The sequence below is a fragment of the Luteimicrobium sp. DT211 genome (assembly GCF_049844995.1).
GTDB lineage: Bacteria > Actinomycetota > Actinomycetes > Actinomycetales > Cellulomonadaceae > Luteimicrobium.
Window position 1 is genome coordinate 156,098 of the sequence record NZ_JBNCMC010000005.1, and the last position, 24,315, is coordinate 180,412.

A 24,315-nucleotide genomic window follows, 5' to 3' on the forward strand; every position below is an offset into this window, starting at 1 on the left:
CGGGCGAGCCGACCGCTGGGGCCGGGGGGACGTCGTCGGGCATCACAGCTCCGGCGGGGGCGAGAGCGCGGGCGGCGGGGGCGGCGCCGACAGGCTCGCCGCCAGCTCGGCCTCGCGGAGCGCCGCGGACGCCGCGAGCACGACAGCGGACGCGACGGACGTCCCGCTGCCCGGGCCGTGCCAGAACCGCAGGCGCCCGACGAGGCGCTCGGGGCTGCTGGCCACCCAGACGAGGTCGGGCGGCGGGTCGGGCCGGACGCCTGCGGTGTGCCGGACGGTGCCGAGGAGGGTGTCGCGCAGCGCGTCGACGTGGTCGAGCGCCGTCGTGCGGACCTCGACCTCGGACCGGTTGCCGGTCCTCGAGCTGTGGTTGACGAGGGGCTCGGACAGCACCTTGCCGTTGGGGAGGTGGACGACGCGCCCGTCGAAGGTCCGGAGCACCATGGAGCGGCCGTTGAGCTCGACGACGGTGCCGGTGTGGTCGAGCGAGTCGACGAGGTCGCCGAGCCGGACCGGCTTGCGGGTCTGGAGGACGAGGCTGGCGCCGAAGTTGTCGGCGACGCCGCGCAGGGCGAGGAACGCGACCAGGGCCACGATGAGGGTGACGACGAGGAGCGGCTGGACGTTCGCGCCCAGGATGGTCAGGCACGTCCCGATCCCCAGGAGCACCACGAGGTAGCCGGCGAGCCGGGCCGCCGTCACGGCGTAGTCGTCGCTGAGCCCGTCCACCCGCCCGAGGAGGCGCACGACGGCGCGGCGGCCGTACCGCGCGGCGAGCCAGGTCGCGACACCCACGACGACGAGCCAGACGATCGTCCAGCCGGAGATCGCGCCGAAGTCGATCCAGGAGCCGATCTTCATGCGATGGCTTTCTGCCCCGCGATCCGCCGGAACAGGATGATCGCGGACGCCGCGACCACCCACGCGGGGATGATGAGCACGGTCCAGCGGACGTAGCTGAGGGAGAACAGCAGGACGACGACCGCCCCGTAGCTCACCACCGCGAACCAGCGCGGGAAGAGCTGGGCACGGAGGGCGCGCGTGGTCGACACCAGGATGAACACGCCGGCCATGCGGAAGCCGAAGATCATGAGCATCGCGTGCGCGTAGGTGAACATCGTCCGGGTCGCGCTCACGACCTCGAGGCCCGACGAGTCGCCCACCCGGACGGCGGCCACGCCCGAGACCGCGGCCGCCGCAGCGCCGAAGAACATCGCGACGAACACGATGCCCGAGGCCAGCTGCACCGTGGCCAGCAGCGCGTCCTCCCGTTCGGCGAGCTGGCTGATCCGGTGCCGCGAGGCGGCCATGAACCAGAGGAAGCTCAGCCCCGCGAACGGCACGAGGTAGAACCCCGCGATGACGAGCGACCTCCCGCCCGAGCCCTGGTAGTACGCGATCAGGGAGGCGTCGTCCGCGGCGCGGCCGGGGGCGTGGTCGAGGAGCGCGAGGCCCCAGACGAACAGCACCGCGAAGAGGAACCCGGCCAACGCAGCGCCCGAGCCCTGGAAGACGCGACGGTGCCCGGGTTCCTCCGCCACGGTCAGGCCCGCTCGGCCTCTTCGCCGTGCACGATCAGCGCCCACAGGACGAAGAAGTCGAGGACGATCACGAGCACCGACCACCACGGCTGGACGGGCAGCCAGATGAACTGCGTGACGAGGTTCAGCGCGACGAGGATGATCGCGGTGATGCGCGCCCACGCCCGCCCGCTGAGCACCACCAGGCCGACGATCGCGAGCACGATCCCGAAGATCAGATGTGCCCAGCCCCAGCCGTTGATGTTGAGGATGAGCAGCTTCCCGTTCGCTGCGACGTAGCCCTTGTCGGGGCCGAGCACGGCGGCGAGGCCGTAGAAGAAGTTCCAGATCCCGGCGATGAACATGACGATGCCGGCGAACCAGATCCAGCCGACCCAGCTGGTGACCCTCTGTGCCATGGTTCCTCCCTCGAAGTGCCGCCCGCGTTGATGGCCGGCGGTCGTCGTGCGTACTCCTCACGGTCCCGCGACCTGGGGCTTTCGCGCCTCATCCGCGGCGGATGACGTCAACGCCCCCAGGGCGCGCGGATCTCCCTCCAGTCGACGACGGCGAGCGGCACGGTGATCACGGGCCGGTGCTGGTGGTGGGACAGGTGGGCGGCGACGGAGTCCTCGAGGAGGTCCCGCAGGTGGCGACCGGAGCCCGTCGCGCGGGTGCCGACGACGATCGCGGACGCGTCGACGGCGCGGGCCAGGTGCGTCAGCGCGCGGTCGGGGCGGCCCGCGAGGTACCGGAGGTCCCAGTCGAGGGCGTCCTCGCGGAGCCGCGCGGCGAGCGCCGCCCGGAGACCGGCCTCGACGCCCTCCCAGGCGTCGTCGACGCCGTCGGGATCGATCGGGGCGTGCCGCACCGTGCCGTCGGCGCGCTCCTCGACCACGTAGCGGGACGTGTCGACGTATGCGAACGCGACCCGGACGCCGCCCAGCGCGCGGGCGAGGGACGCGGCTGTCCGGACGACCAGCGGGTCCTGCCCGGGGACGACGCCGACGACGAGCGGGTGCCCGGGGAACGGGACCATGCGCTCCAGGCCGGGCTGGGGGACTGCCGTGCTGCCCACGCGGACCACCTCGTCTGAGTCGTCACGTCCAGGGTGCCCCGCGGACGGGCACCGCGCACCGCGCCCTACGATCGGGGGTGGGCGAGGACGTCGCCCGACCGAGACGGGGAGCGGACGCGGTGACCCACGCGCACGACCACGCCCACGGCGCCGGCGGCGTCGTCGGTGCCGATCCCGACGGCGGCCAGTGGCGCCGTCTGGCGGTCGCGTTCGGCATCACGACGGCGATCCTCGTGGCCGAGGCCGTGGGCGCCCTGGTCACCGGGAGCCTCGCGCTGCTGGTCGACACCGCGCACATGCTCACCGACGCGGGCGGGCTGCTCGTGGCGCTCGTCGCGTCCCGCCTCGTGCTCCGGCCGCCGACGGCGCGGCGCACCTGGGGCCTGCGCCGCTTGGAGGTCCTCGCGGCGCTCGCCCAGTCGGCGGTCCTGCTCGCGGTCGGGGTCTACGTGCTCGTCGAGGGCGTCGCGCGCCTGCTGCACCCGCCGGAGGTGCCGTCGACCGCGCTCGTCGTCTTCGGCGTGATCGGGCTGGTCGGGAACCTCGCGTCGCTCGCGGTTCTGAGCGGCGGGCGGTCGTCCAGCCTCAACCTGCGGGCCGCGTTCCTCGAGGTGCTCAACGACGCGCTCGGGTCCGTGGGCGTGATCGTCGCGGCCGTCGTGATCGCGACGACAGGCTGGTACCGCGCGGACGCCGTCGCGGGCCTCGTGATCGGCGCGCTCATCCTCCCGCGGGCGTTCCTGCTCCTGCGGGAGACCGCGTCCGTCCTGCTCGAGACCACCCCGGCCGGGCTCGACCTCGACGAGGTCCGGGCGCGTCTCCTCGCCGTCGACCACGTGCTCGACGTCCACGACCTGCACGCGTCGCTCATCGCCACGGGGCTGCCGACCCTGAGCGCGCACGTCGTCGTGGACACCGGGTGCTTCCGCGACGGGCACGCGCCGCAGATCCTCGACGCGCTCCAGGACTGCGTCGCGACCCGGTTCGACGTGCCCGTCGAGCACTCGACCTTCCAGCTCGAGCCCGCGACCCACGCCGCCCACGAGGCCCCCGGCCACCCGTGACAGGGTGCGTCCGGCCGGCGTCGGACACCGTTCTCCCGAGAGGAGACGCCACGTCGGGGCACGACGCGTGGACGTTCCGGAGCCGGTCCGCAACGACGACGGTCGGCAACCCGGCCACGACGCGCACACCCTGACGGCCGTTCATCCCCGGGGGATGAGGCGGGGCTGCCGCCCGCCCGGCACGGTGGGGGGACGTCGTCGGGCCGGCATCCGGTCGCCCGCGCGCGCTGAGGAGGTTCCCCGTGGGCTCTGCGATCGGACAGTCCCTGCCGGTGGCGGTCGGCGTCCTGATCAGCCCCCTGCCGATCGTGGCCGTGGTGCTCATGCTCGTGACGCCGCGCGCGAAGGCGAACGCGTTCTCGTTCCTCGTCGGGTGGCTCGTCGCGATCTACGTGCTCGGGACGATCGTCGTGCTCGTCGCGGGAGCCGCCACCCCGAGCGACGACAAGCCCGGCTGGGTCGCGTGGGTCAAGATCGTGCTCGGCGTGCTGCTGCTCCTGGTCGCCTTCCGCCAGTGGTCCGGCCGGCCGCGAGGAGACGCCGAGCCGCCGACGCCCAAGTGGATGCAGGCCATCGACTCCATGAAGCCCCCGGCCGCCGCCGGGCTGGGCGCCCTGCTCGGTGCCGTCAACCCCAAGAACCTGCTCCTCGTGGTCTCCGGCGCCGCAGCGATCTCGGCCGCCGCGCCGGGCAGCACCGGCACCCAGCTCGGCGCTCTGGCGGTGTTCACGGTCATCGCGTCGCTCGGCGTCATCGCGCCCGTCGTGGTCTACCTGTCCCTGGGCGACCGGGCCGGCAAGGTCCTCGACGAGCTCAAGACGTGGATGATCCACAACAACGCCGTGATCATGGCCGTCCTCCTGCTGGTCATCGGCTTCAAGATGATCGGCGACGGCATCACCGCGATCTGAGACCCGGTCGGCTGGCGTACCGCGAACCCGCGTGCCACGCTCGGCAACGGGGGACCACATGACTCGACGGCCGTTTCGCATCCTGCACGACGCACCGCCACCCGGGACCCGACGAGAGGATCGGCGCCGACTCGCGCGGCCCCTGCTCGTCGCAGCTCTCGCGGGCGGCGCGCTGTGCCTCGTCGGTGCCGGCGCGCAGCTCACGAGCGCGAGCGCCGCGGCCCCGACGCACGGTGGCGCGAAGGCCGCGCTGGCCGCGGCCCTGATCCCCAACGCCAACACGGTGCCGATGGCCTGGCTCGGGACACCCGACGAACGACCCGCCGGCGGCCCGGTGCTGACGATGCAGGCGGCGCTCAACGCCGCCACCGCGGGCCAGACGGTGTCCTTCGACCCCAACGACTACTCGTTCACGACGCGCCTGACCGTGCCGCGCGCCGTCACGCTCGAGACGTCCGCACCGTCCACCCTGTTCGCGCAGTGGACGGTGAGCGGCGGTGGCCTCGCCACCGGGGCGGGCGTCACGTTCGGCACCTCCGCCACCGGCGCGGTCGTCCTCGTCAGCGCGGCCGACGCGGCGCTCGACGGGATCACCGTCACCAACCCGAACGACGTCCTCCGGCCCACGGGCATCCAGCTCGCGGCGACCGCGACAGGCGTCACGATCGACCACTTCTCCATGGACGGCGGCGGCCAGGCGTCGTCGATCGGGGTGAGCCTCACCACCGGCTCGGCGACGATCACCGACGCCTCCGTCGAAGGTGTCGCCACCGGCGTCGGGATCACGGCGGCGTCGACGGCCTCGGACATCGAGGTCGTCGGCGGGAGCTTCGAGGCGGCGACCGCGGGCATCGCCCTCGGGACGTCGAACGCGCCCCGGGTCTCCGGGGCGACGCTGCAGGGCGCGGGGACCGGCACGGGCATCGACCTCGCCAGCTCGGCCGGCGCCCGGATCGAGGGCGTCGTCGTCGACGGCTTCGCCCGCGGCATCGGTGCGACGCCCACGAGCACGGCTGCCGGCCCGACCATCACGGGCGCGCGCATCGAGAACGGCGGCCGCGAGGGGATCGCCCTCGGGGCGACGACCGGAGCGACGGTGACGACGCCCACGATCGTCGGCACCGACGCGGCGAGCTCGGTGGGCATCCAGATCCTCAACGCCACGGGCGTCACGCTCGACCGGGTCCGGGTCAGCCACTTCGCGAACGGCGTGCTCACGAACGTCGCGAACTCGGGCACCGGCCCCCGGGTGATCAGCCCCGTGATCTCGAGCTTCACGTCGGGCGGCATCACCCTCGGGTCGACGACCGGCGCGACCGTCACGGGCGCGACGATCACCGGCCTCGGGAGCGGCACGGGGATCTCGGCCGTCAACGCGACGGAGGTGACCGTGACCGACGCCGACATCAGCGCCGTGCTGTACGGCATCGGCTCGCAGTCCACGTGGGACGGGGTCTCGCCGCGGGCGGACTACGCCCTGACCCACATCGACGTGACGAGCACCGTGTCCGGGTCGGCTGCGGTCTACCTGCTCGGCACACGTGACGCCGAGGTCGCGGACGTGCACGCCGACATGCCGGGGGCCGGGTTGATCGTGCACCAGTCGACCGCGACGGAGGCCACCGACATCACGGTCACGGGGCGCGACGGCGCGACCTCCACCACCGGCGCCGCGATCCTCCGTGCCTACGACTCGACGGGCGTGGACGTGGCGCGGTCGGCGATCTCCGGAGGGGGCTCCTACGGCTTCTTCTACTCCAACGTGGACGGCTCGACGGTCACCCACGCGACCGTCTCCGACGTGTCCGAGTACGGCGTGTACGGTCGCGGGCTGTCGAACCTCGACCTGTCGGGGGTGACGTTCCGCGACAACGCCGCGGTGGGCTACCTCGCACGCACCCCGACGAGCGTCGACATCACGCACGACGTGACCCTCCACGACAACGTCATGACCGACAACGACCGCGGGGTCGTCGTCTACTCGGGCTCGACCGCCGTGACCTTCCGCGCGAACACGGTGACCGGGCAGCCGTTCGCGGTGCTGGCCGCCCCCGCCCACGACCTCACGGTCGCGGACAACACGATCGCGGGCGCCGGGACGGCCGAGGACGAGGCCGCGATCATGGTCGAGCCGCTCTTCGTGGACGGCCGCACCCCGGGGTCGTTCTCGTCGTCCGGGATCGTGGTCCGCGACAACACGTTCGCCGGTGACGGCACCGCGGTGCTCGTCGGCTCGCCCGACCAGACCAGCGAGGCCGCGGTGCGACGGACGGTGTCCGACCCGGTGCTCGTCGTCGGCAACACCTTCCCCGCCGCCTCGACGGCCGTCCGCACCTTCCCGAACGCGGTCGTCGGGGAGGACTCGCTCCTCGACCTCCTGGCCGACGAGCAGGTCGACACGGGCGTCCGGGTCGTGACCGCCCCCTTCGCCGTCGACGCCCGCAACTACGACGACCCGAACGACTGGGGCTCCGTCTGCGGGCCGACCGGCTACCTCGACGGCACGCAGGTCCACGACGGCGGCGGCGCCGCCGTCTACGAGCTCGCCGTGGCCCCCGTCCTCTACCCGACGTCGTGCATCGAGCTGTCGCTCACGCAGAGCACGCCCCACCCGACGGTCGTCGGCACCGGCGACACGGTCACCTGGACTCTGGTGCCCCGCAACGACGGACTTCGCTGGGCGCCGGCGGGCTGGACCGTCACCCAGCTCCTGCCCGACGGCGTGGAGCTGGTGTCCCTGACCGGCGACGGCTACACGTTCGACGGCGCCACGGCCACCGCGACGGGCAACCTCGCGGTCGGCGAGGACGGTCCCGCGATCACCGTGACGGTCCGCGTGACGGGGTCGTACCCGGTGGACACCACCCTGCGGGGCGTCGCGTACGTCGCGCCGCTTCCCGAGGCGGCCGCGGGCGACCTCGACGGGGACGGCGCCGACGACGTCGTGTTCGAGCACCTGAACCCGCTCGTGGTCCCCACGATCGAGACGGACACGGACGCGTCCCCGACCGACAACGACAGCCAGGGCTCGTGGGTCGTGGCCGCGTCCGACACGACGCCCACGCCGACTCCGACGCCGACCCCCACGCCGACGCAGAGCCCGACGGCGTCGACGGGTCCGACGGGCTCGACGCCGGCGTCGGGGACGGGCTCCTCGTCGGGACCTGCGGGCTCCTCGGGCGACGGGACCGCCCCCGGCGCCGCCGGCGCGCCGTCGTCGGGCGCGGGCTGGGGCCTGGCGACCACGGGCGCGGCGGTCGCGACCGCCGCCGTGGTGGCGGCGCTGCTGGTGGCGCTCGGGACGGCTCTCGTGCTCGTCCGCCGGAGGCACGCGGGGGGCGAGTGACGACGACCCCGCCGCCGGACAGCGGCGCCCCCGCCGCGCGCGTCGCCGTCGAGCTCACCCGATCCGGGTGATTCTGGCGCACGCCGCGCGGGCGGAGGCGCGCTCCGGAGGCGGCCTCGGCGGATCGTTGCCACCCTGGGCTCCATGTCGACATCCAAGCCAGCAGCACCGAGCATCGTCCAGCAGCAGGCAGAGCTCCTCGACCGTCTGCCGTTCTCCGACACCCAGGACTTCGACGACGCGAGGCGGGGCCTCCTCGGTCGCCGCGAGCCGAACGCCATCACCGACGCCGACGGCACGGTCGTGTGGGACAACGACACCTACGACTTCCTTCAGGGCGACGCCCCCGACACGGTGAACCCGAGCTTGTGGCGGCAGTCGAGACTCAACGCCATCCAGGGTCTGTTCGAGGTCGTGCCGGGGATCTACCAGGTGCGCGGCTTCGACCTGTCGAACGTCACGTTCATCGAGGGCGACACAGGCGTCCTCGTCCTCGACCCGCTCGTGACCGAGGAGACCGCGGCGGCCGCGCTCGCGCTCTACCGTGAGCACCGCGGCGACCGACCCGTCACCGGAGTGCTCTACACCCACCCGCACGTCGACCACTTCGGCGGAGTCCGGGGCATCACGACGCAGGAGGACATCGACGCAGGGCGTGTGCCGATCATCGCGCCCGCCGAGTTCACGGAGCACGCGGCCTCCGAGAACGTTTATGCGGGGACCGCGATGGCGCGGCGCTCGGCGTACATGTTCGGCGCGGCGCTCGCCCGCGGCCCGCAGGGTCAGGTCGGCACCGGTCTCTCCCAGACGGTCGCGACCGGAAACATCACCCTCATCCACCCGACGCTCGACATCACGGAGACGGGGCAGGAGGAGATTGTCGACGGCGTCCGGATGATCTTCCAGATGGCGCCGGGCACCGAGGCGCCCGCCGAGTTCCTCGTCTACTTCCCGGACCGCAAGGCGCTCTGCGCCGCCGAGGACGCGACGCACACCCTGCACAACCTGCTGACGCTGCGCGGGGCGCTGGTCCGCGACGCGCACGCCTGGTCGAACTACCTGACCGAGACGCTCGACCTGTGGGGCGACGAGGTCGAGGCCGTCTTCGCGTCGCACCACTGGCCCACGTGGGGCAACGAGCGGATCGTCGAGTTCCTGGCGCTCCAGCGCGACCTCTACGCCTACCTGCACGATCAGACCCTGCGGCTGCTCAACAAGGGGTTCACAGGCCCGGAGATCGCCGAGCAGATCGTCCTGCCGCCTGCGCTCGAGAACGCGTGGCACGCTCGGGGCTACTACGGCTCCGTGAGCCACAACGTCAAGGCGATCTACCAGCGCTACATGGGCTGGTACGACGGCAACCCCGCCCACCTGTGGCAGCACCCGCCGGTCGAGCAGGGCAAGAGGTACGTGAAGCTCGCCGGGGGTGTCGACGCCGTCGTCGCCAACGCGCAGGAGGCCTTCGACGGTGGTGACTTCCGCTGGGCCGCCGAGGTCCTCAGCCACGCCGTCTTCGCCGAGCCCGACCACGCGGCGGCGCGGGACCTGCTCGCCGACACGCTCGAGCAGCTCGGCTACGGCGCGGAGAACGGCGTGTGGCGCAACATCTACCTGTCGGGCGCGACCGAGCTCCGCTCCGGCAAGTTCGGAACCCCGACGGTCTCCGCGTCGCCGGACGTCATCTCCGCCCTGACCCCGGAGATGCTGTTCGACGCCATCGCCATCCAGGTGAACGGCCCGGAGGCGTGGGACGAGCAGCTGACTATCGGCGTCGTCCTGACGGACACCGACGCCCGCTACCGCCTCTCCCTCGCGAACGGCGCGCTCACCTACAGCTCGGCGGCGCAGTCCGGGGACGCCGATGTGACGCTGACCGCGACCAGCCGGGCCCTGCCGGCCCTCGCGACCGGCGGCCTCTCGGCTGACGGCCTCGCGCAGGCGGGCATCCAGGTGGCCGGCGACGCGTCGGTGCTGAGCCGCCTCGCGGGCGTGCTCGACCCGGGGGACCCGGACTTCTCGATCGTCACTCCGTAGCGACCGGAGGGCGCCCGCCCGCCCGTGTGCCGCGCGTCGAGCCCTCACCCGATCAGGGTGATTCTCGCGCGCGCCACGCGGGCGGAGGCGCGCTCCGGAGGCGGTCCCGGCGGATCGTTGCGAGCCTGGGCTCATGTCGACACCCAAGCCAGCAGCGCCGAGTATCGCCCGGCAGCAGGCGGAGCTTCTCGCCCGCCTCCCGTTCTCCGACACCCAGGACTTCGAGGACGCGCAGCGGGGCCTCGTCGCCCCGCTCGCCGGACCCACCACGGCCCACGACGGCCGGGTCGTCTGGGACAACGGCACGTACGACTTCCTCCAGGGCGACGCCCCGGACACCGTGAACCCCAGCCTGTGGCGCCAGTCGCGGCTGGTCGCGCTCGGCGGACTGTTCGAGGTGACCGACGGCATCTACCAGGTGCGCGGCCAGGACCTGTCGAACATCAGCTTCGTCGAGGGCGACACCGGCGTCATCGTCATCGACCCGCTGATCTCGGCGGAGACGGCCGCGGCCGCGCTCGCGCTCTACCGCGAGCACCGGGGCGACCGGCCCGTCGTCGCCGTGATCTACACGCACTGCCACGTCGACCACTTCGGCGGCGTCAAGGGCGTGACGAGCCAGGAGGACGTCGACGCTGGCACGGTCCGGATCGTCGCGCCGGACGGCTTCGTCGAGCCCGCGGTCGCCGAGAACGTGTACGCGGGGACCGCGATGGCCCGCCGCGCCGGCTACATGTACGGGGCGGCGCTCGCCCGCGGCCCGCAGGGCGGCGTCGGCGCCGGTCTCGGCCAGACGACGTCGACCGGCACGGTCACGCTCATCGAGCCCACCGAGTACGTCACGAGGACCGGCGACGAGCTCACGATCGACGGCGTGCGGATCGTGTTCCAGCTGGCCCCGGGCACCGAGGCCCCCGCCGAGATGCTCTTCTACTTCCCCGACCGCAAGGCGCTGTGCGCGGCGGAGGACGCGACCCACAACCTGCACAACCTGCTGACGCTGCGCGGCGCCGTCGTGCGCGACCCGCACGTGTGGTCGAAGTACCTCACCGAGACGATCGACCTGTTCGGCGGTGACGTCGAGGTCGTCTTCGCGTCGCACCACTGGCCCACGTGGGGCAACGAGCGCGCCGTCGAGTTCCTCGGACTCCAGCGCGACCTGTACGCCTACCTGCACGACCAGACGCTCCGGATGCTCAACCAGGGTCTGGTCGGCGCGGAGATCGCCGAGGAGATCACGCTTCCGCCGGCGCTCGAGAACGCCTGGCACACCCGCGGGTACTACGGGTCCGTCAGCCACAACGTCAAGGCGATCTACCAGCGCTACATGGGCTGGTTCGACGGCAACCCCGCGCACCTGTGGGAGCACCCGCCCGTCGAGCGGGCCAAGCGGTACGTGGACTTCATGGGCGGCGCGGACGCCGTCGTCGAGAAGGCGCGCCCGTCGTTCGAGGCGGGGGACTTCCGCTGGGTCGCCGAGGTGCTGAACCACGTCGTCTTCGCGGAGCCTGACCACGCCGAGGCCCGGGACCTCCTCGCGGACACCTACGAGCAGCTCGGCTACGGCTCCGAGAACGGGACGTGGCGCGACTTCTACCTGTCAGGTGCGACCGAGCTGCGCGACGGCGGGTTCGGGACCCCGACGGCGACGGCCTCGGTCGACATCGTGGGCGCCCTGACCCCGGAGATGCTGTTCGATGCCATCGCGATCCAGGTCGACGGGCCGCGTGCATGGGACGAGCGGCTCACCATCGACGTCGTCCTCACCGACGCGGACGAGCGATACCGCCTGCGGCTTGCCAACGGGGCCCTGACCTACAGCGCGGCACCGCAGGCCGGCGACGCCGACGCGACGATCACGACGACGAAGCGCGCCCTGCCCGCGATCGCGCTCGGGGGAGGGCTCACGCCGGAGAAGCTGGCGGCGTCGGGCACGGAGATCACCGGCGACGCGGGCGTGCTGCAGACGCTCGCGGGGCTCCTCGCGCCTGGGGACCCGGACTTCGCGATCGTCACCCCGTGACCCGCTGAGGCTGCACGCGACGACGCCCGCGTACCGGTTCGCCGGTGCGCGGGCGTCGTCGTCTCAGGTCAGGTGCCCGGTCAGCGGCCCCGCGGCCGCCGCGGCTCGCCGGGCGGGAACTCGCCGTCGTCGGAGCCGTCGTCGTGCGCGAACAGCAGCTCGTGCAGGCGGACCTGCACGTCCTCGACGTCCGGGACGTCGTGCAGGACGAGGCCCGGCTTCTCGCTCGCGTCGGACACGACGAGCGTGCCGCAGCCGAACATGCGGTCGAGCAGCCCACGCTCGGACGCGATGTCGTTGATCCGGTACAGCGGGATGTCGCGGCCGATGCGGGTGACGACGCCCGACCGGACGAGCACGCGCTTCGTCGTGACGACGTAGCGGGTCGTGAGCCAGCGGACCCAACGCGGCAGGACCACGACGCACGCCAGCAGGAACGCGACCACCCCGACGACGCCCACCGCGATCGCGGGCGCGCCGAGCGCGGCCGTCACGGCGACCGCCGCGACGAGGACCACGAGCAGCACGATCGGCCAGAACAGCGCCTTGGCGTGCGTGCGGAGCTCGAGGACGACGTCCTCGCCGTCGGTCAGGTGTGTGTCGGCCATGCGGAGCATCGTGCCAGATGCGCCCGACGCGCGGCCGGCCGGTCTACTTCGCGAGGGACGCCGAGCACGGGATCCCCGCCCGCCGACGACGGGCTCCGCGACCGTCAGCGCAGCTGGAGGGTCGCGGAGCCCGTGTTCGGCAGGGAGGGGTCAGGCGCGGTGAGAGAGTCGGCGCCTCAGCAGCAGCGCGGCCGCGCCGCTCAGCAGGAGGACCAGCGCCGCGCCGCCGACGGCCGCGAGCGGGGCGCCCGTCATCGCGAGGCCGCCGCCGTCTCCGCCGCCGGAGGCCGCGCCGCCGGTCGTCGTGCCGCCGGTCGGGGCGACGGTCGTCGTCCCGCTGTCGGTCGGGGTCGCCGGCGTGGTGGGGGTCGCGGGGGCGGTGGGCGTGGTCGGCGTCGGCGTCGGCGTGGGGGTCGGGACCGGCCCGGGCACCGCGTTCACCACGGTGCACCGCACGTTCTGCCCGAGCGCGACGTCGACGCTTCCCGGCGTGCCGATCCCGACGCCGCCGGTGCGCTGGCTGCGGGCGCCGAGGCACGCCCACACGGAACGGAAGCCGCCAGGCCCCGTCTCGGTGAGCGTGTAGCTGCCCGCGGGCACGGCGACGCCGGTGACCCCCTCCTCCCCGGTCCGGCCGGTCACCGTGGTCGTCCCGTCGGTCGCGGTGAGCGTGAAGTCGGACGGCTCGGCGCCGTCGGCGCGCAGCGGGTCCATCCGCTTGACCAGGGTCAGGTGCGCGGCCTCGTCGGCGTTGGTCACGGTGCAGGTGACGTCGTCCCCCGCGCCGACGGTCACGCTCGACCCGGAGCCACCGGACGTGCACGACCAGCCCTGCGAGGCGTACCCGGCGGGCCCGCCGGACTCGCGGAGGTCGTAGGTCCCGCCGACGACGTCCACGCGCGTCACCGCGTCGGTGCCGGTCCGGCCGCGCAGCGTCGGCAGGTTGGCGCCGTCGCGGGTCGCGGACAGTACCCAGTCGGACGGCTCGGCGGTGCCGCCCCAGTGGTTGTCGACGTGCTTGACCAACGTCAGCGTGCCGCCCGTCCAGGTGTTCGTGATGGTGCACTCGGCGACCTGGCCCTGCGTCAGCGTGACGCGCTGCACCCCGTCGACCGTCGACATGGTGCCCTCGGTGCAGTCCCACTGCCCGGCGTCGTACCCGGCGACCGTGGCGGGCGCGTCGTCGGCCGGCTCCTCGGTCAGCGCGAACGTCCCCGGAGCGACCATGACGCGGCGCACCTTGACGCCGTTCGCGGGCCCGTCGGCGGGGAGCGGGGTCCCGGCGCCGAGCACGCGGCGCGCCGTGAGGTCCCAGGCGGTCGCCTCGAGGGGGCCGCCGTCGACGACCTTGACCAGCGTGAGCTCCGCGGGCTGCGGGGGCTCGACGGTGTTGGTGATCTCGCACGTGACGTCGTCGCCCGCGGCCACGGTGAGCTGGTCGCCCGCCAGGGTGCCGCCACCGGTGCAGTCCCAGTCGCTCGCGGTGTAGCCCGACGGGCCGTCCTCGCTCAGCGTGTACGTGCCGGCGGCCACCGGGACGTCGGTCGCGGAGCCAGTGCCGGACGTCCCGGAGAAGCCGTTGCCGTCGTCGTCGCGGGCGCTCAGCGTCCAGTCGGTGGGCGACACGAGCGCCCGGGTGAACCCGGCCCGGTCGACCTGCTTGACGAGCGTGACGTGTGCGGGCGACCACGTGTTGCGCACGGTGCAGGTGACGTCGTCGGAGGCTCCGAGCGTGATCGCGCTGCCGTTGGCGCCGGTGCCGCCGTCGCACGACCAGTCGCCGGCCGCGTACCCGGCCGGACCGCCCGACTCCGCGAGGTCGTAGCGCCCCGCCGGGACCGCGACCGAGGTGACCGCCGACGAGCCGCTGGCACCACTGACCGTCGTCCCGCCGCTGGTGGCGGTCGCCGTGAGCGTCCAGTCGGCGGGGTCGGCCGTGCCGCCACCCGTGTTGTCGACGGCCTTGCGGAGCGTGAGGTGCGGGCCCGCGGAGCTGTTCGTCACGGTGCACACGATGTGGTCGCCCAGCACCACGTCGATCGACCCGCCCTGGGGGATGGTCTCCTGCCGGGTGTCGCCGCCCACCTCGAGGACGTCGCACACCCAGGCGCTCGCGGTGTACCCGGAAGGCCCGCCGTCCTCGCTGAGCGTGTAGGTGCCGATGCGGACGGACACGTCCGTGACGGCGTCGCTGCCGGTCGGTCCGTCGAGGCTGCCCGGGCCCCGTGCGTGGAGCTGCCACGCGGTCGGGTCGGCTCCGCCGCCGTCGACGACCTTGCGGAGCGTGAACGACGGCTCGATCGCGACGTTCTCCACGGTGCACGTGATGGTGTCGCCGTCGCCCACGTAGACGGTCGGCTCGCGCTGGGTGGTGGGCGAGCCGTCGCTGCACGACCAGTTGTTGAAGCGATAGCCGGTGACCGCCCCGGTCTCCCAGATCCGGTACGTGCCCGCCGGCAGCGTGCGCGTCTGGAAGCCGTTGAGCCCGTCACCCTCGAAGGTCTCGCCCGTGTCGAGGTTCTCGGCGTGCATGGTCCACGCGGTCCGGTCGCTGAACGAGCCGCCCGTGTTGAGGTTCTCGATCCGCTTGAACAGCGAGAGCGTGCCCGTCGGGTCCGCGGCGTGAGCGGCCCGGGGCGACACGCCGACGACGGCCATCGCGGCCAGCACGAGGGCACCGGCCGCAGCGAGCAGCCGGGCGGTCCGCGAGCGTCGCCGGGTGCCGGGCGGAGGCGAGAACGTCACGCCGTCCATCCTGTCCTAGTCCGTCAACGAATGCGATGGCTGCGGCGCCCGGTGGCGGGTCGTCCGTGTCGTCCTTATCGTCGCAGGAGCCGGAGGGGATCGACGGAGGTTGCGATGGGGATGCGTGCGCGACGAAGCGGGCGTCGGCGGGGGCAGCGTCTCACCGCGAGCGTGGCGACGTTCGCGCTGGTGGGCGCCTCCGTGGTCGCCGTCTCGGCGGCTGTCGACGTCGCCACAGCACCCGACGCGTCGGCCACGTTCGCCACCGGGGGCGCCGGGCTGTACAAGGGCTCGATCGACTGGTTCGACCTGGGCACCGACGGCGTCGCGATCCAGAACGGCGCATCCCACACCAACACGCGCACGATCGGGGACCACGAGCTCGCCACGACGTGCACCGTCAACAACATCGACGGAGCCATCCAGACCTACCGGTCGGGTGACTACCACGGCGACGCCTTCGATGACCTCTACAACGTGGGCGGCGCGGACGACGCCAACACTCTCGTCGCTGGCATCGCCAACGCGGAGAACGCCGCCACCGTGTCCTTCGACTTCTCCTGCGGCGTGACGTTCGACGGGGCCCCGCTGCAGGTCGGCGGGCTCGTGTTCGCCGACGCGGAGAGCTCGAACCTCGACCAGGGCGAGTACGTCGCCGCCAAGACCACCCAGGACGTCACCTGGCGTGTGATCGACCGGTACCGCAATTGCGACACGTCCGTGGAGGCCTGGCTCGAGAACGACCGCCTGCAGCTCGGCCCTGACGGTACGCAGTGCAGCCAGGTCAACGACACGAACGGGCCGACTGCTGTCGGCTTCATGCAGGGTGCCACGAGTGCCACCGTCCAGCTCCACGGTGGCGGCACGAGCGCGGTCGCGGTGGGCGTCGTCCTGCAGGCCGACTTCGGGGACGCGCCCGCGAGCTATGGCGAGGCGGGCGCCCTCGAGGAGCCGGAGTGGACGGGCGGCGTGATCGAGCCGAACACCGTCGACACGCAGACGAACGTCTCGGACGACTCCTTCACGCTGGGGACGCCGACGCTGCCCGCGATCGGGCTGGGGGCGACGGTCGACTCCGACGCCACGTACCTGGCGAGCGCCGACGCGTCCGGCGACGACAAGGACGGCCAGGACGACGAGGACGCGATCAACGGCACGCCGACCTACGGGACCACGTGGGGCGACACCGTCACGCAGGACGTGGTGTGCCGCAGCGACGCCGACGACCCCGGCTACGTGACGGGCTGGATCGACTGGAACGCCAACGGGGCCTTCGACCCGGGTGAGGCGTCGGACACGGTCGCGTGCTCCGGCGGCTCGGCGACGCTGAGCTGGACGGTGCCCGACGACGCCGTCGACAGCCCGGCGGACCACGCCACGTTCCTGCGGCTCCGGATCGCGCCCGACCAGGCCGACTCCGCGAACGCGACCGGGATCGTCCAGGGCGGCGAGGTCGAGGACCACCGGGTCGTCGTGGACGTCCCCAACCCGGGGCTGACGATCACGAAGACGGCCGACCCCGCCGGCCCGGTCGTCGCGGGTGACACGGTCGACTACACGATCACGGTGAAGAACACCGGCGAGGTCGCCTACACCGCCGACGACCCGGCGACGTTCTCGGACGACCTGACCGACGTGCTGGACGACGCCACCTACACGAAGGACGCGAAGGCCGACGTCGGGGACGTCTCGTACGCCGAACCCACGTTGTCGTGGTCCGGGCCGCTGGCGGTCGGCGACACCGCGACGATCACGTACTCGGTCACCGTGAACGACCCGGACGACGGCGACGGGTCGCTGACGAACACCGTCGTCGGGCCGGCGGAGTCGAACTGCGCCCAGGGCGCGGACGATCCCGACTGCAGCGCGGACGTGCTGGTGCGGGACCTGGAGATCACCAAGACGGCCGACACCGAGGGCCCGGTCGAGCGCGGCGGCACCATCACGTACACCGTCACGGTCGAGAACACCGGGGCCGCGCCCTACACGGCAGACGACCCCGCGACGTTCACCGACGACACCCACGACCTGGCGAGCGACGCCCCCTACAACGGCGACGCGAAGGCCGACGTCGGGACGGTCGACGACTCGGGGATGCCGGACGAGCTCACATGGTCCGGGCCGCTCGAGCCGGGGCAGAAGGCCACCATCACGTACTCCGTGACGGTCGCGCAGAACGCCAAGGACGGCGCCTCCCTCGACAACTCCGTGTTCGGGCCGCCGGAGTCCAACTGCCTCGACGTGGCCGACTGCCGCGTCCGCATCCCGGTCACCGCCAAGCCGGGGCTGGACATCGCCAAGACCTCCGACGCGGGCGCCACCGTCTCGCCCGGCGACAAGGTCACGTACACGGTCAAGGTCACCAACACCGGCAACACGACCTACACGGCCGACGACCCGGCGACGTTCACCGACGACCTGTCGAACGTGCTCGACGACGCGACGTACGACGACGCGAGCACCGACGTCGGGACGACGTCCTACACCGAGCCCACCCTGTCGTGGTCGAGCGGCGACGCGAACTTCGCCCCCGGCGACACCGCGACCATCACGTACGCGGTGATCGTGCTCGACCCCGCGGCGAGCGACGGCGACGGGACGCTGACCAACACCGTCGTCGGGCCGGACGAGTCGAACTGCGCCGACGGTTCGGACGACGCCGACTGCTCGACGGACGTGCCGGTCCAGGCGCTGCACATCGTGAAGTCGTCGGACGGCTCGGGGAGCGCCAAGCCCGGCGACACCGTCACGTACACGGTGACCGTCGAGAACACCGGCCAGGTCCCGTACACCGCGGACGACCCGGCGACCTTCGACGACGACCTCGCCGACGTGATCGACGACGCGACCTACAACGACGACGCCTCGGCCGACATCGGGACGGCGTCATACTCCGCGCCGACCCTCTCGTGGTCCGGCGCGCTCGAGCCCGGGGCCAAGGCGACCATCACCTACACCGTGACCGTCAACGACCCGGACACCGGCGACGGGCGGCTGTTCAACGTCGTCGTCGGGCCGGACGAGTCCAACTGCACCGACCCGGCGTCCACGGACCCCGACTGCGTCGAGCCGGACCCGGTGAAGAAGCTCGAGATCACCAAGACGGCCGCCCCGACCGGCCCGGTCAACCCCGGCGACACCGTGACCTACACGATCAAGGTCACGAACACGGGCGGCGCGTCGTACACGGCCACCGACCCGGCGACGTTCACGGACGACCTGACGAAGGTCATCGACGACGCGACGTACGACGATGACGCCGCGGCGACGTCGGGCGACGTCTCGTACGCCCAGCCGACGCTCTCGTGGTCGGGCGGGCTCGAGCCCGGCGACTCCGCGACGATCACCTACTCGGTCAAGGTCAACGACCCGGTCTCGGGCGACGGGACGCTGGACAACGCCGTCGTCGGGCCGCCGGAGTCCAACTGCGACGACGGCACCGAGACCGGCTGCACCACCGACGTGCCCGTCCAGGCCCTCCAGATCACCAAGACCGCGGACCCGACGGGCGACGTCGCGCCAGGCGACAAGGTCACCTACACCGTGACCGTCAAGAACCAGGGCGCGGTCGACTACACGGCCGACGACCCGGCCACGTTCTCCGACGACCTCACCGAGATCCTCGACGACGCCAGGTACGACGACGCAGCGGCCTCCTCCGGGCAGGTCACCTACGTGCAGCCCACGTTGTCGTGGAGTGGTGCCCTGGCAGCGGGCGATACCGCGACGGTCACGTACTCGGTGATCGTGAACGACCCGGTGAGCGGCGACGGGACGCTGACCAACGCGGTGGTCGGACCGCCGGAGTCGAACTGCGACGCCGACGCGACGCCGGCCGACCCGGACTGCGGCACCGTGAACCCGGTCAGGGCGCTGCAGATCACCAAGACGGCGAACCCGTCGGGTGAGGTCACGCCGGGCGACACGGTCACGTACACCGTGACGGTGACGAACACGGGCGGCGCCGACTACACGGCCGACGACCCCGCCACGTTCTCCGACGACCTCACGTCCGTCCTCGACGACGCGACCTGGAACGACGACGCGGACGCGTCATCGGGCACCGCGAGCTACACCGAGCCCACGCTGTCGTGGTCCGGCGCGCTCGCCGCGGGCGACACCGCGACCGTCACCTACTCGGTGACCGTCAACGACCCGGTGAGCGGCGACGGGACGCTGACCAACGCGGTCGTCGGGCCGGACGAGTCGAACTGCGACCCGGCGTCCGTCCCGGTGGACGCGGACTGCTCGACCGTCGTGCCGGTCCGGGCGTTCAAGCTCGTGAAGTCGTCCGACACGGACGGCAGCTCGAACCCGGGCGACACGGTGACGTACACGATCACGGTCACGAACACCGGCCAGGTCCCGTACACCGACGCCGACCCGGCGGAGTTCTCCGACGACCTGTCCGACGTGCTCGACGACGCCACCTACAACGGCGACGCGGACGCGTCCGTCGGGACGGCGAGCTACGCCGAGCCGACGCTCTCGTGGTCCGGGGCCCTCGCGCCCGGGGCGACCGCGACCATCACGTACACCGTGACCGTGAACGACCCGGACACGGGCGACGGCAAGCTCTTCAACGTCGTCGTCGGTCCGGACGAGTCGAACTGCACCGACCCGGACTCCGAGGACCCGGACTGCGTCGAGCCGAACCCGGTGCGCGGGCTGCACGTCGCCAAGACGTCCGACGCGTCGGGCCCGGTCCACCCCGGCGACACCGTGACGTACACGGTGACCGTCGAGAACACCGGCAACGTCGACTACACGGCGGACGACCCGGCGTCGTTCACCGACGACCTGTCGAAGGTCATTGACGACGCGACGTACAACGACGACGCGGCCGCGACCGCCGGGACGGCGAGCTACGCCGAGCCCACGCTCTCGTGGTCCGGCGCGCTCGCCGCCGGCGCCACCGCGACGATCACGTACTCGGTCACGGTCAACGTCCCGGTGAGCGGCGACGGCGACCTCGCCAACGCCGTCGTCGGGCCGGACGAGTCGAACTGCGACGCCGACGCCGACCCGGCCGACCCGGACTGCTCGACCGACGTCCCCGTCCAGGCCCTCGAGATCGCCAAGACCGCGGACCCGACGGGCGACGTCGCGCCGGGCGGCACGGTGACGTACACGGTCACCGTGAAGAACAACGGCTCGGTCGACTACACGGACGACGCCCCGGCGACGTTCTCCGACGACCTGTCCGAGGTCATCGACGACGCCACGTACGACGGCGACGCGAGCGCCACCGTCGGCGAGGTGTCGTACGCCGAGCCGACGCTCTCGTGGTCCGGCGCGCTCGCGGCCGGCGACACCTCGACGGTCACCTACTCGGTGACCGTGAACGACCCGCTGACGGGCGACGGGACGCTGACCAACGCGGTCGTCGGCCCGGACGGCTCGAACTGCGTGGCCGACGCCGACGGGAACCTCCCGGCTGACTGCGTCGTCCCGCTCCCGATCCGCGCGCTGCAGATCACCAAGACGGCGGACCCGTCGGGCCAGGTCGTCCCCGGCGGCAAGGTCACGTACACGGTGAAGGTCACCAACACCGGCGCCGTCCCGTACACGAACCTGAACGCGGCGGCGTTCTCGGACGACCTCACCGAGGTGCTCGACGACGCGACGTACGACGGTGACGCCACGGCGTCGTCGGGCACGGCGAGCTACACCGAGCCGACGCTCGCATGGCGCGGCTCGCTCGCACCCGGCGAGACGGCGACGATCACCTACTCGGTGACCGTGAACGACCCCGACACGGGCGACGGGACGCTGACGAACGCCGTCGTCGGGCCACCGGAGTCCAACTGCGTGGCCGACGACGACGGGAACCTCCCCGCCGAGTGCCAGGTCCCGGTCGAGGTCAGGCAGCTCGAGATCACCAAGACCGCCGACCCGACGGGCACGGTCTCGCCCGGTGACAAGGTCACCTACACGGTGAAGGTCACCAACACCGGCGGCGCGGACTACACGGCGGACGCCCCGGCCACCTTCTCCGACGACCTCACCAAGGTCCTCGACGACGCCACGTACGACGACGACGCAGCGGCCTCCGCGGGCGACGTCACCTACGCGGAACCCCAGCTGGCATGGAGTGGTGCCCTGGCAGCAGGCGACACCGCGACCATCACGTACTCGGTCACCGTGAACGACCCGGTGTCCGGTGACGGCACGCTGACCAACGCCGTCGTCGGGCCGGACGAGTCGAACTGTGACGCCGACGCGACGCCGGCCGACCCGGACTGCGGGACGGTGAACCCCGTCAAGGCGTTGGAGATCACCAAGACGGCCGACCCGTCGGGCGAGGTCACCCCGGGCTCGAAGGTGACCTACACCGTGACGGTGAAGAACACGGGTGGCGTCGACTACACCGCCGACGACTCGGCGTCGTTCTCCGACGACCTCACCGAGGTGCTCGGCGACGCGACGTACGACGACGACGCGAGCGCCGACGTCGGGACGGCGAGCTACGCCGAGCCGACGCTCTCGTGGTCCGGCGCGCTCGCGGCTGGCGCCACGGCGACGATCACGTACACCGTGACCGTGAACGACCCACCGTCGGGCGACGGGACGCTGACCAACGCGGTCGTCGGGCCGGACGAGTCGAACTGTGACACCGGCGCGGACCCGGCCGACCCGGACTGCGGCACCGTGACGCCGGTGCGTGCCCTGGAGATCACGAAGACCGCGGACCCGTCGGGCGAGGTCACTCCGGGTTCGACCGTGACGTACACGGTCAAGGTCACGAACTCCGGCCAGGTCGACTACACGGCGGACGACCCGGCGACGTTCTCCGACGACCTGACCGAGGTGCTGGACGACGCGACGTACGACGACGACGCGAGCGCCGACGTCGGGACCGCGAGCTATGACGCCCCGAACCTCTCCTGGTCCGGCGCGCTCGCCGCGGGCGACACCGCGACGATCACCTACTCGGTGACGGTCAACGACCCGGACACGGGTGACGGAACGCTGACGAACGCGGTCGTCGGGCCGGACGAGTCGAACTGCGACGCCGACGCGACGCCGGCCGACCCGGACTGCGACGCCACGAACCCGGTCAAGGCGCTGCAGCTCGTGAAGACGTCCGACTCGGACGGCGACGCGAAGCCCGGCGACACCGTGACGTACACGGTCGAGGTCACGAACACCGGCCAGGTCCCGTACACCGCCGACGACCCGGCGACGTTCACCGACGACCTCACCGACGTCCTCGACGACGCGACCTACAACGCCGACGCCGCTGCGTCGTCGGGCACGGCGAGCTACGACGCGCCGAAGCTGGCCTGGTCGGGCGCGCTCGCGCCGGGGGAGAAGGCGACGGTCACGTACTCGGTGACCGTGGACGACCCCGACACGGGCGACGGTCGGCTGTTCAACGTCGTGATCGGGCCTGACGAGTCGAACTGCACCGACCCCGAGTCCACGGACCCGAACTGCGTCGAACCGGACCCGGTGAAGCAGCTGGAGATCGCCAAGACGGCCGACCCGTCCGGGCCGGTGACGGTCGGCGACAAGGTCACGTACACCGTGAAGGTCACCAACACAGGGACGGCCGACTACACGGCCGACGACCCGGCGACCGGGACGGACGTCATGACTGGCGTGCTCGACGACGCCACCTACGACGACGACGTCGCCGCCGACACCGGGAAGGCCACCTTCGACGCGGGTCAGGTCGCGTGGAGTGGTGCCCTACCTGCGGGCGACACCGCCACGATCACGTACTCGGTCACGGTGAACGACCCGATGACGGGTGACGGGACGCTGGCGAACGCGGTGCTCGGCCCGGAGGAGTCGAACTGCCCCGTGGCCATGCCGACGGGCGGACGCGGGAAGTCCGTGCCCGCAGGGGTGCGGTCGGCCGCGATCCCGCCGATGCCCGAGGGTTGCCAGGTGGTGACGCCGGTGCGCGCGTTCGAGGTGTCGAAGACGGTGGACAAGACCACCGTCGACCCGGGTGACGAGGTCACGTACACCGTGACCGTGAAGTCGCTGGGGACCGCGTCGTACACCGACGACGTGCCGGCGTCCTTCACGGACGACCTGTCGCAGGTGCTGGACGACGGCGCGGTGACCGGCGGCCCGACGACGTCGGCCGGGACGGCGGACGTCGCGAAGCAGACGTTGTCGTGGTCCGGCCCGCTGCCGGTGGGCGGGACGGTGACGGTCACGTACGTGGTGACGGTCGACGACCCGGACAGCGGGGACGGCGAGCTGGTCAACGTGGTGAGCCCGGGCGACGGGTCCGGTGGCATGTGCGTGAGCGACGGCGACTGCACGACGCACACGGACGTCACGCCGCCGGTCACACCGACGCCGACACCGTCGGGAACGACGATGCCTACGCCCACGACGCCTGGGCCGACGCCGGGTCCGACGTCGACGACGGGCACCGGTTCGCTGGCGACCACGGGCTCCGGCCCGACCGCGACGCTGGTGGGGCTCGCCCTGCTCGCGATCGCCCTGGGCGCGGTGCTCTACGGCCTCGGCTGGCGTCGTCGTCGGGGGTGAGGTCGCGTTCGCCGACGGTGACGCTGTGTTCGCCGGGGGTGACGTCGCGTTCGCCGACGGTGACGCGGCGGGCTTCGTGACGTGACCCCTGGCTCGTGGGGTCCGGTGGCTCGCCGGGCGACGAGCGGCCGGGTCCGCGGCGCAGACGCCGGACGCTGAACGGTCGGCGAGCGTGTGCCCGCGCGAGCGCGCTGCAGGTCCAGCCCGCGCGTCGAAACGGCCGAGATTTGGCGGGCTCCATTGCTTGCGGGACGGACCGCTCCTCCCATAGAATCGAACACATGTTCGAACGCGAGGGTGGTCAGGCCGGCTCTCGGGCTGCCCTTCCCACGTCCGCCGACGACCCGGGACGCCCCGAACAGGTCCTCGCACCGAACCTTCGGTCCGGTCGGGCGGTGTCGCTGCTCGAGCTCACGTTCGCTGACCTGATCGCCGGGCTCGTCGACGTCGTCACAGAACCTGCCGCTGTGAC

The 24,315-nt window shown here is 72.5% G+C and carries 13 protein-coding genes; 7 read left to right on the forward strand and 6 right to left on the reverse strand.

The annotated features are described in order from the left end of the window. Positions 1-42: 42 nt before the first annotated feature. The 4 genes from ACLQ14_RS14625 to ACLQ14_RS14640 form a co-directional block, all read right to left on the reverse strand. Positions 43-861 (reverse strand): mechanosensitive ion channel family protein, encoded by an 819-nt coding sequence (locus tag ACLQ14_RS14625; RefSeq protein ID WP_425814260.1) that lies wholly within the window; start codon positions 859-861, stop codon positions 43-45. Continuing rightward, positions 858-1,541: a hypothetical protein gene (locus ACLQ14_RS14630; RefSeq protein WP_425814262.1), complete on the reverse strand. Its 684-nt coding sequence runs from the start codon at positions 1,539-1,541 to the stop codon at positions 858-860. The genes ACLQ14_RS14625 and ACLQ14_RS14630 overlap by 4 nt, the downstream gene beginning before the upstream one ends. A 2-nt stretch (positions 1,542-1,543) precedes the next feature. Beyond that, on the reverse strand, positions 1,544-1,939 hold the full coding sequence (locus ACLQ14_RS14635) for a DUF7144 family membrane protein (protein WP_425814264.1): 396 nt from the start codon (positions 1,937-1,939) through the stop codon (positions 1,544-1,546). A gap of 107 nt (positions 1,940-2,046) precedes the next feature. Beyond that, complete coding sequence (locus ACLQ14_RS14640; protein ID WP_425814266.1) at positions 2,047-2,598, reverse strand: universal stress protein; 552 nt, start codon at positions 2,596-2,598, stop codon at positions 2,047-2,049. A gap of 119 nt (positions 2,599-2,717) precedes the next feature. On the opposite strand from ACLQ14_RS14640, the gene ACLQ14_RS14645 reads away from it, so the two are divergent. The 5 genes from ACLQ14_RS14645 to ACLQ14_RS14665 all read left to right on the forward strand — a co-directional run bounded on the left by ACLQ14_RS14645 (position 2,718) and on the right by ACLQ14_RS14665 (position 11,976). Continuing rightward, positions 2,718-3,662, forward strand: a complete 945-nt coding sequence (locus ACLQ14_RS14645) for a cation diffusion facilitator family transporter (RefSeq protein WP_425814268.1) — start codon at positions 2,718-2,720, stop codon at positions 3,660-3,662. Positions 3,663-3,904: 242 nt separating this feature from the next. Continuing rightward, positions 3,905-4,573, forward strand: a complete 669-nt coding sequence (locus tag ACLQ14_RS14650; RefSeq protein ID WP_425814269.1) for a GAP family protein — start codon at positions 3,905-3,907, stop codon at positions 4,571-4,573. A gap of 58 nt (positions 4,574-4,631) precedes the next feature. After that, the gene (locus tag ACLQ14_RS14655; RefSeq protein ID WP_425814271.1) at positions 4,632-7,919 is read left to right on the forward strand and encodes a right-handed parallel beta-helix repeat-containing protein; all 3,288 of its coding nucleotides are present in this window, start codon (positions 4,632-4,634) and stop codon (positions 7,917-7,919) included. Positions 7,920-8,063: 144 nt separating this feature from the next. Further along, positions 8,064-9,953 (forward strand): alkyl/aryl-sulfatase, encoded by a 1,890-nt coding sequence (locus ACLQ14_RS14660; protein WP_425814273.1) that lies wholly within the window; start codon positions 8,064-8,066, stop codon positions 9,951-9,953. Positions 9,954-10,086: 133 nt separating this feature from the next. Further along, positions 10,087-11,976, forward strand: coding sequence for an alkyl/aryl-sulfatase (locus ACLQ14_RS14665; RefSeq protein WP_425814275.1), 1,890 nt, complete (start codon positions 10,087-10,089; stop codon positions 11,974-11,976). A gap of 80 nt (positions 11,977-12,056) precedes the next feature. Here the strand turns inward: ACLQ14_RS14665 and ACLQ14_RS14670 are convergent, their stop codons facing one another. Both ACLQ14_RS14670 and ACLQ14_RS14675 read right to left on the reverse strand, forming a co-directional pair. Then, the gene (locus ACLQ14_RS14670; RefSeq protein WP_425814277.1) at positions 12,057-12,584 is read right to left on the reverse strand and encodes a PH domain-containing protein; all 528 of its coding nucleotides are present in this window, start codon (positions 12,582-12,584) and stop codon (positions 12,057-12,059) included. 150 nt (positions 12,585-12,734) lie between these two features. Continuing rightward, complete coding sequence (locus tag ACLQ14_RS14675; protein WP_425814279.1) at positions 12,735-15,329, reverse strand: hypothetical protein; 2,595 nt, start codon at positions 15,327-15,329, stop codon at positions 12,735-12,737. Between the two features lie 189 nt (positions 15,330-15,518). On the opposite strand from ACLQ14_RS14675, the gene ACLQ14_RS14680 reads away from it, so the two are divergent. Beyond that, complete coding sequence (locus ACLQ14_RS14680) at positions 15,519-23,843, forward strand: CshA/CshB family fibrillar adhesin-related protein (protein WP_425814281.1); 8,325 nt, start codon at positions 15,519-15,521, stop codon at positions 23,841-23,843. 281 nt (positions 23,844-24,124) lie between these two features. Then, positions 24,125-24,315 (forward strand): hypothetical protein (locus tag ACLQ14_RS14685; RefSeq protein WP_425814283.1); only part of this gene is annotated, 191 nt, incomplete at its 3' end.

Coding starts and splice junctions, on each gene's coding strand:
- ACLQ14_RS14660 (WP_425814273.1), top strand. CDS start 8,064: ATGTCGACATCCAAGCCAGCAGCACCGAGCATCGTCCAGCAGCAGGCA.
- ACLQ14_RS14635 (WP_425814264.1), bottom strand. CDS start 1,939: ATGGCACAGAGGGTCACCAGCTGGGTCGGCTGGATCTGGTTCGCCGGC.
- ACLQ14_RS14665 (WP_425814275.1), top strand. CDS start 10,087: ATGTCGACACCCAAGCCAGCAGCGCCGAGTATCGCCCGGCAGCAGGCG.
- ACLQ14_RS14670 (WP_425814277.1), bottom strand. CDS start 12,584: ATGGCCGACACACACCTGACCGACGGCGAGGACGTCGTCCTCGAGCTC.
- ACLQ14_RS14625 (WP_425814260.1), bottom strand. CDS start 861: ATGAAGATCGGCTCCTGGATCGACTTCGGCGCGATCTCCGGCTGGACG.
- ACLQ14_RS14655 (WP_425814271.1), top strand. CDS start 4,632: ATGACTCGACGGCCGTTTCGCATCCTGCACGACGCACCGCCACCCGGG.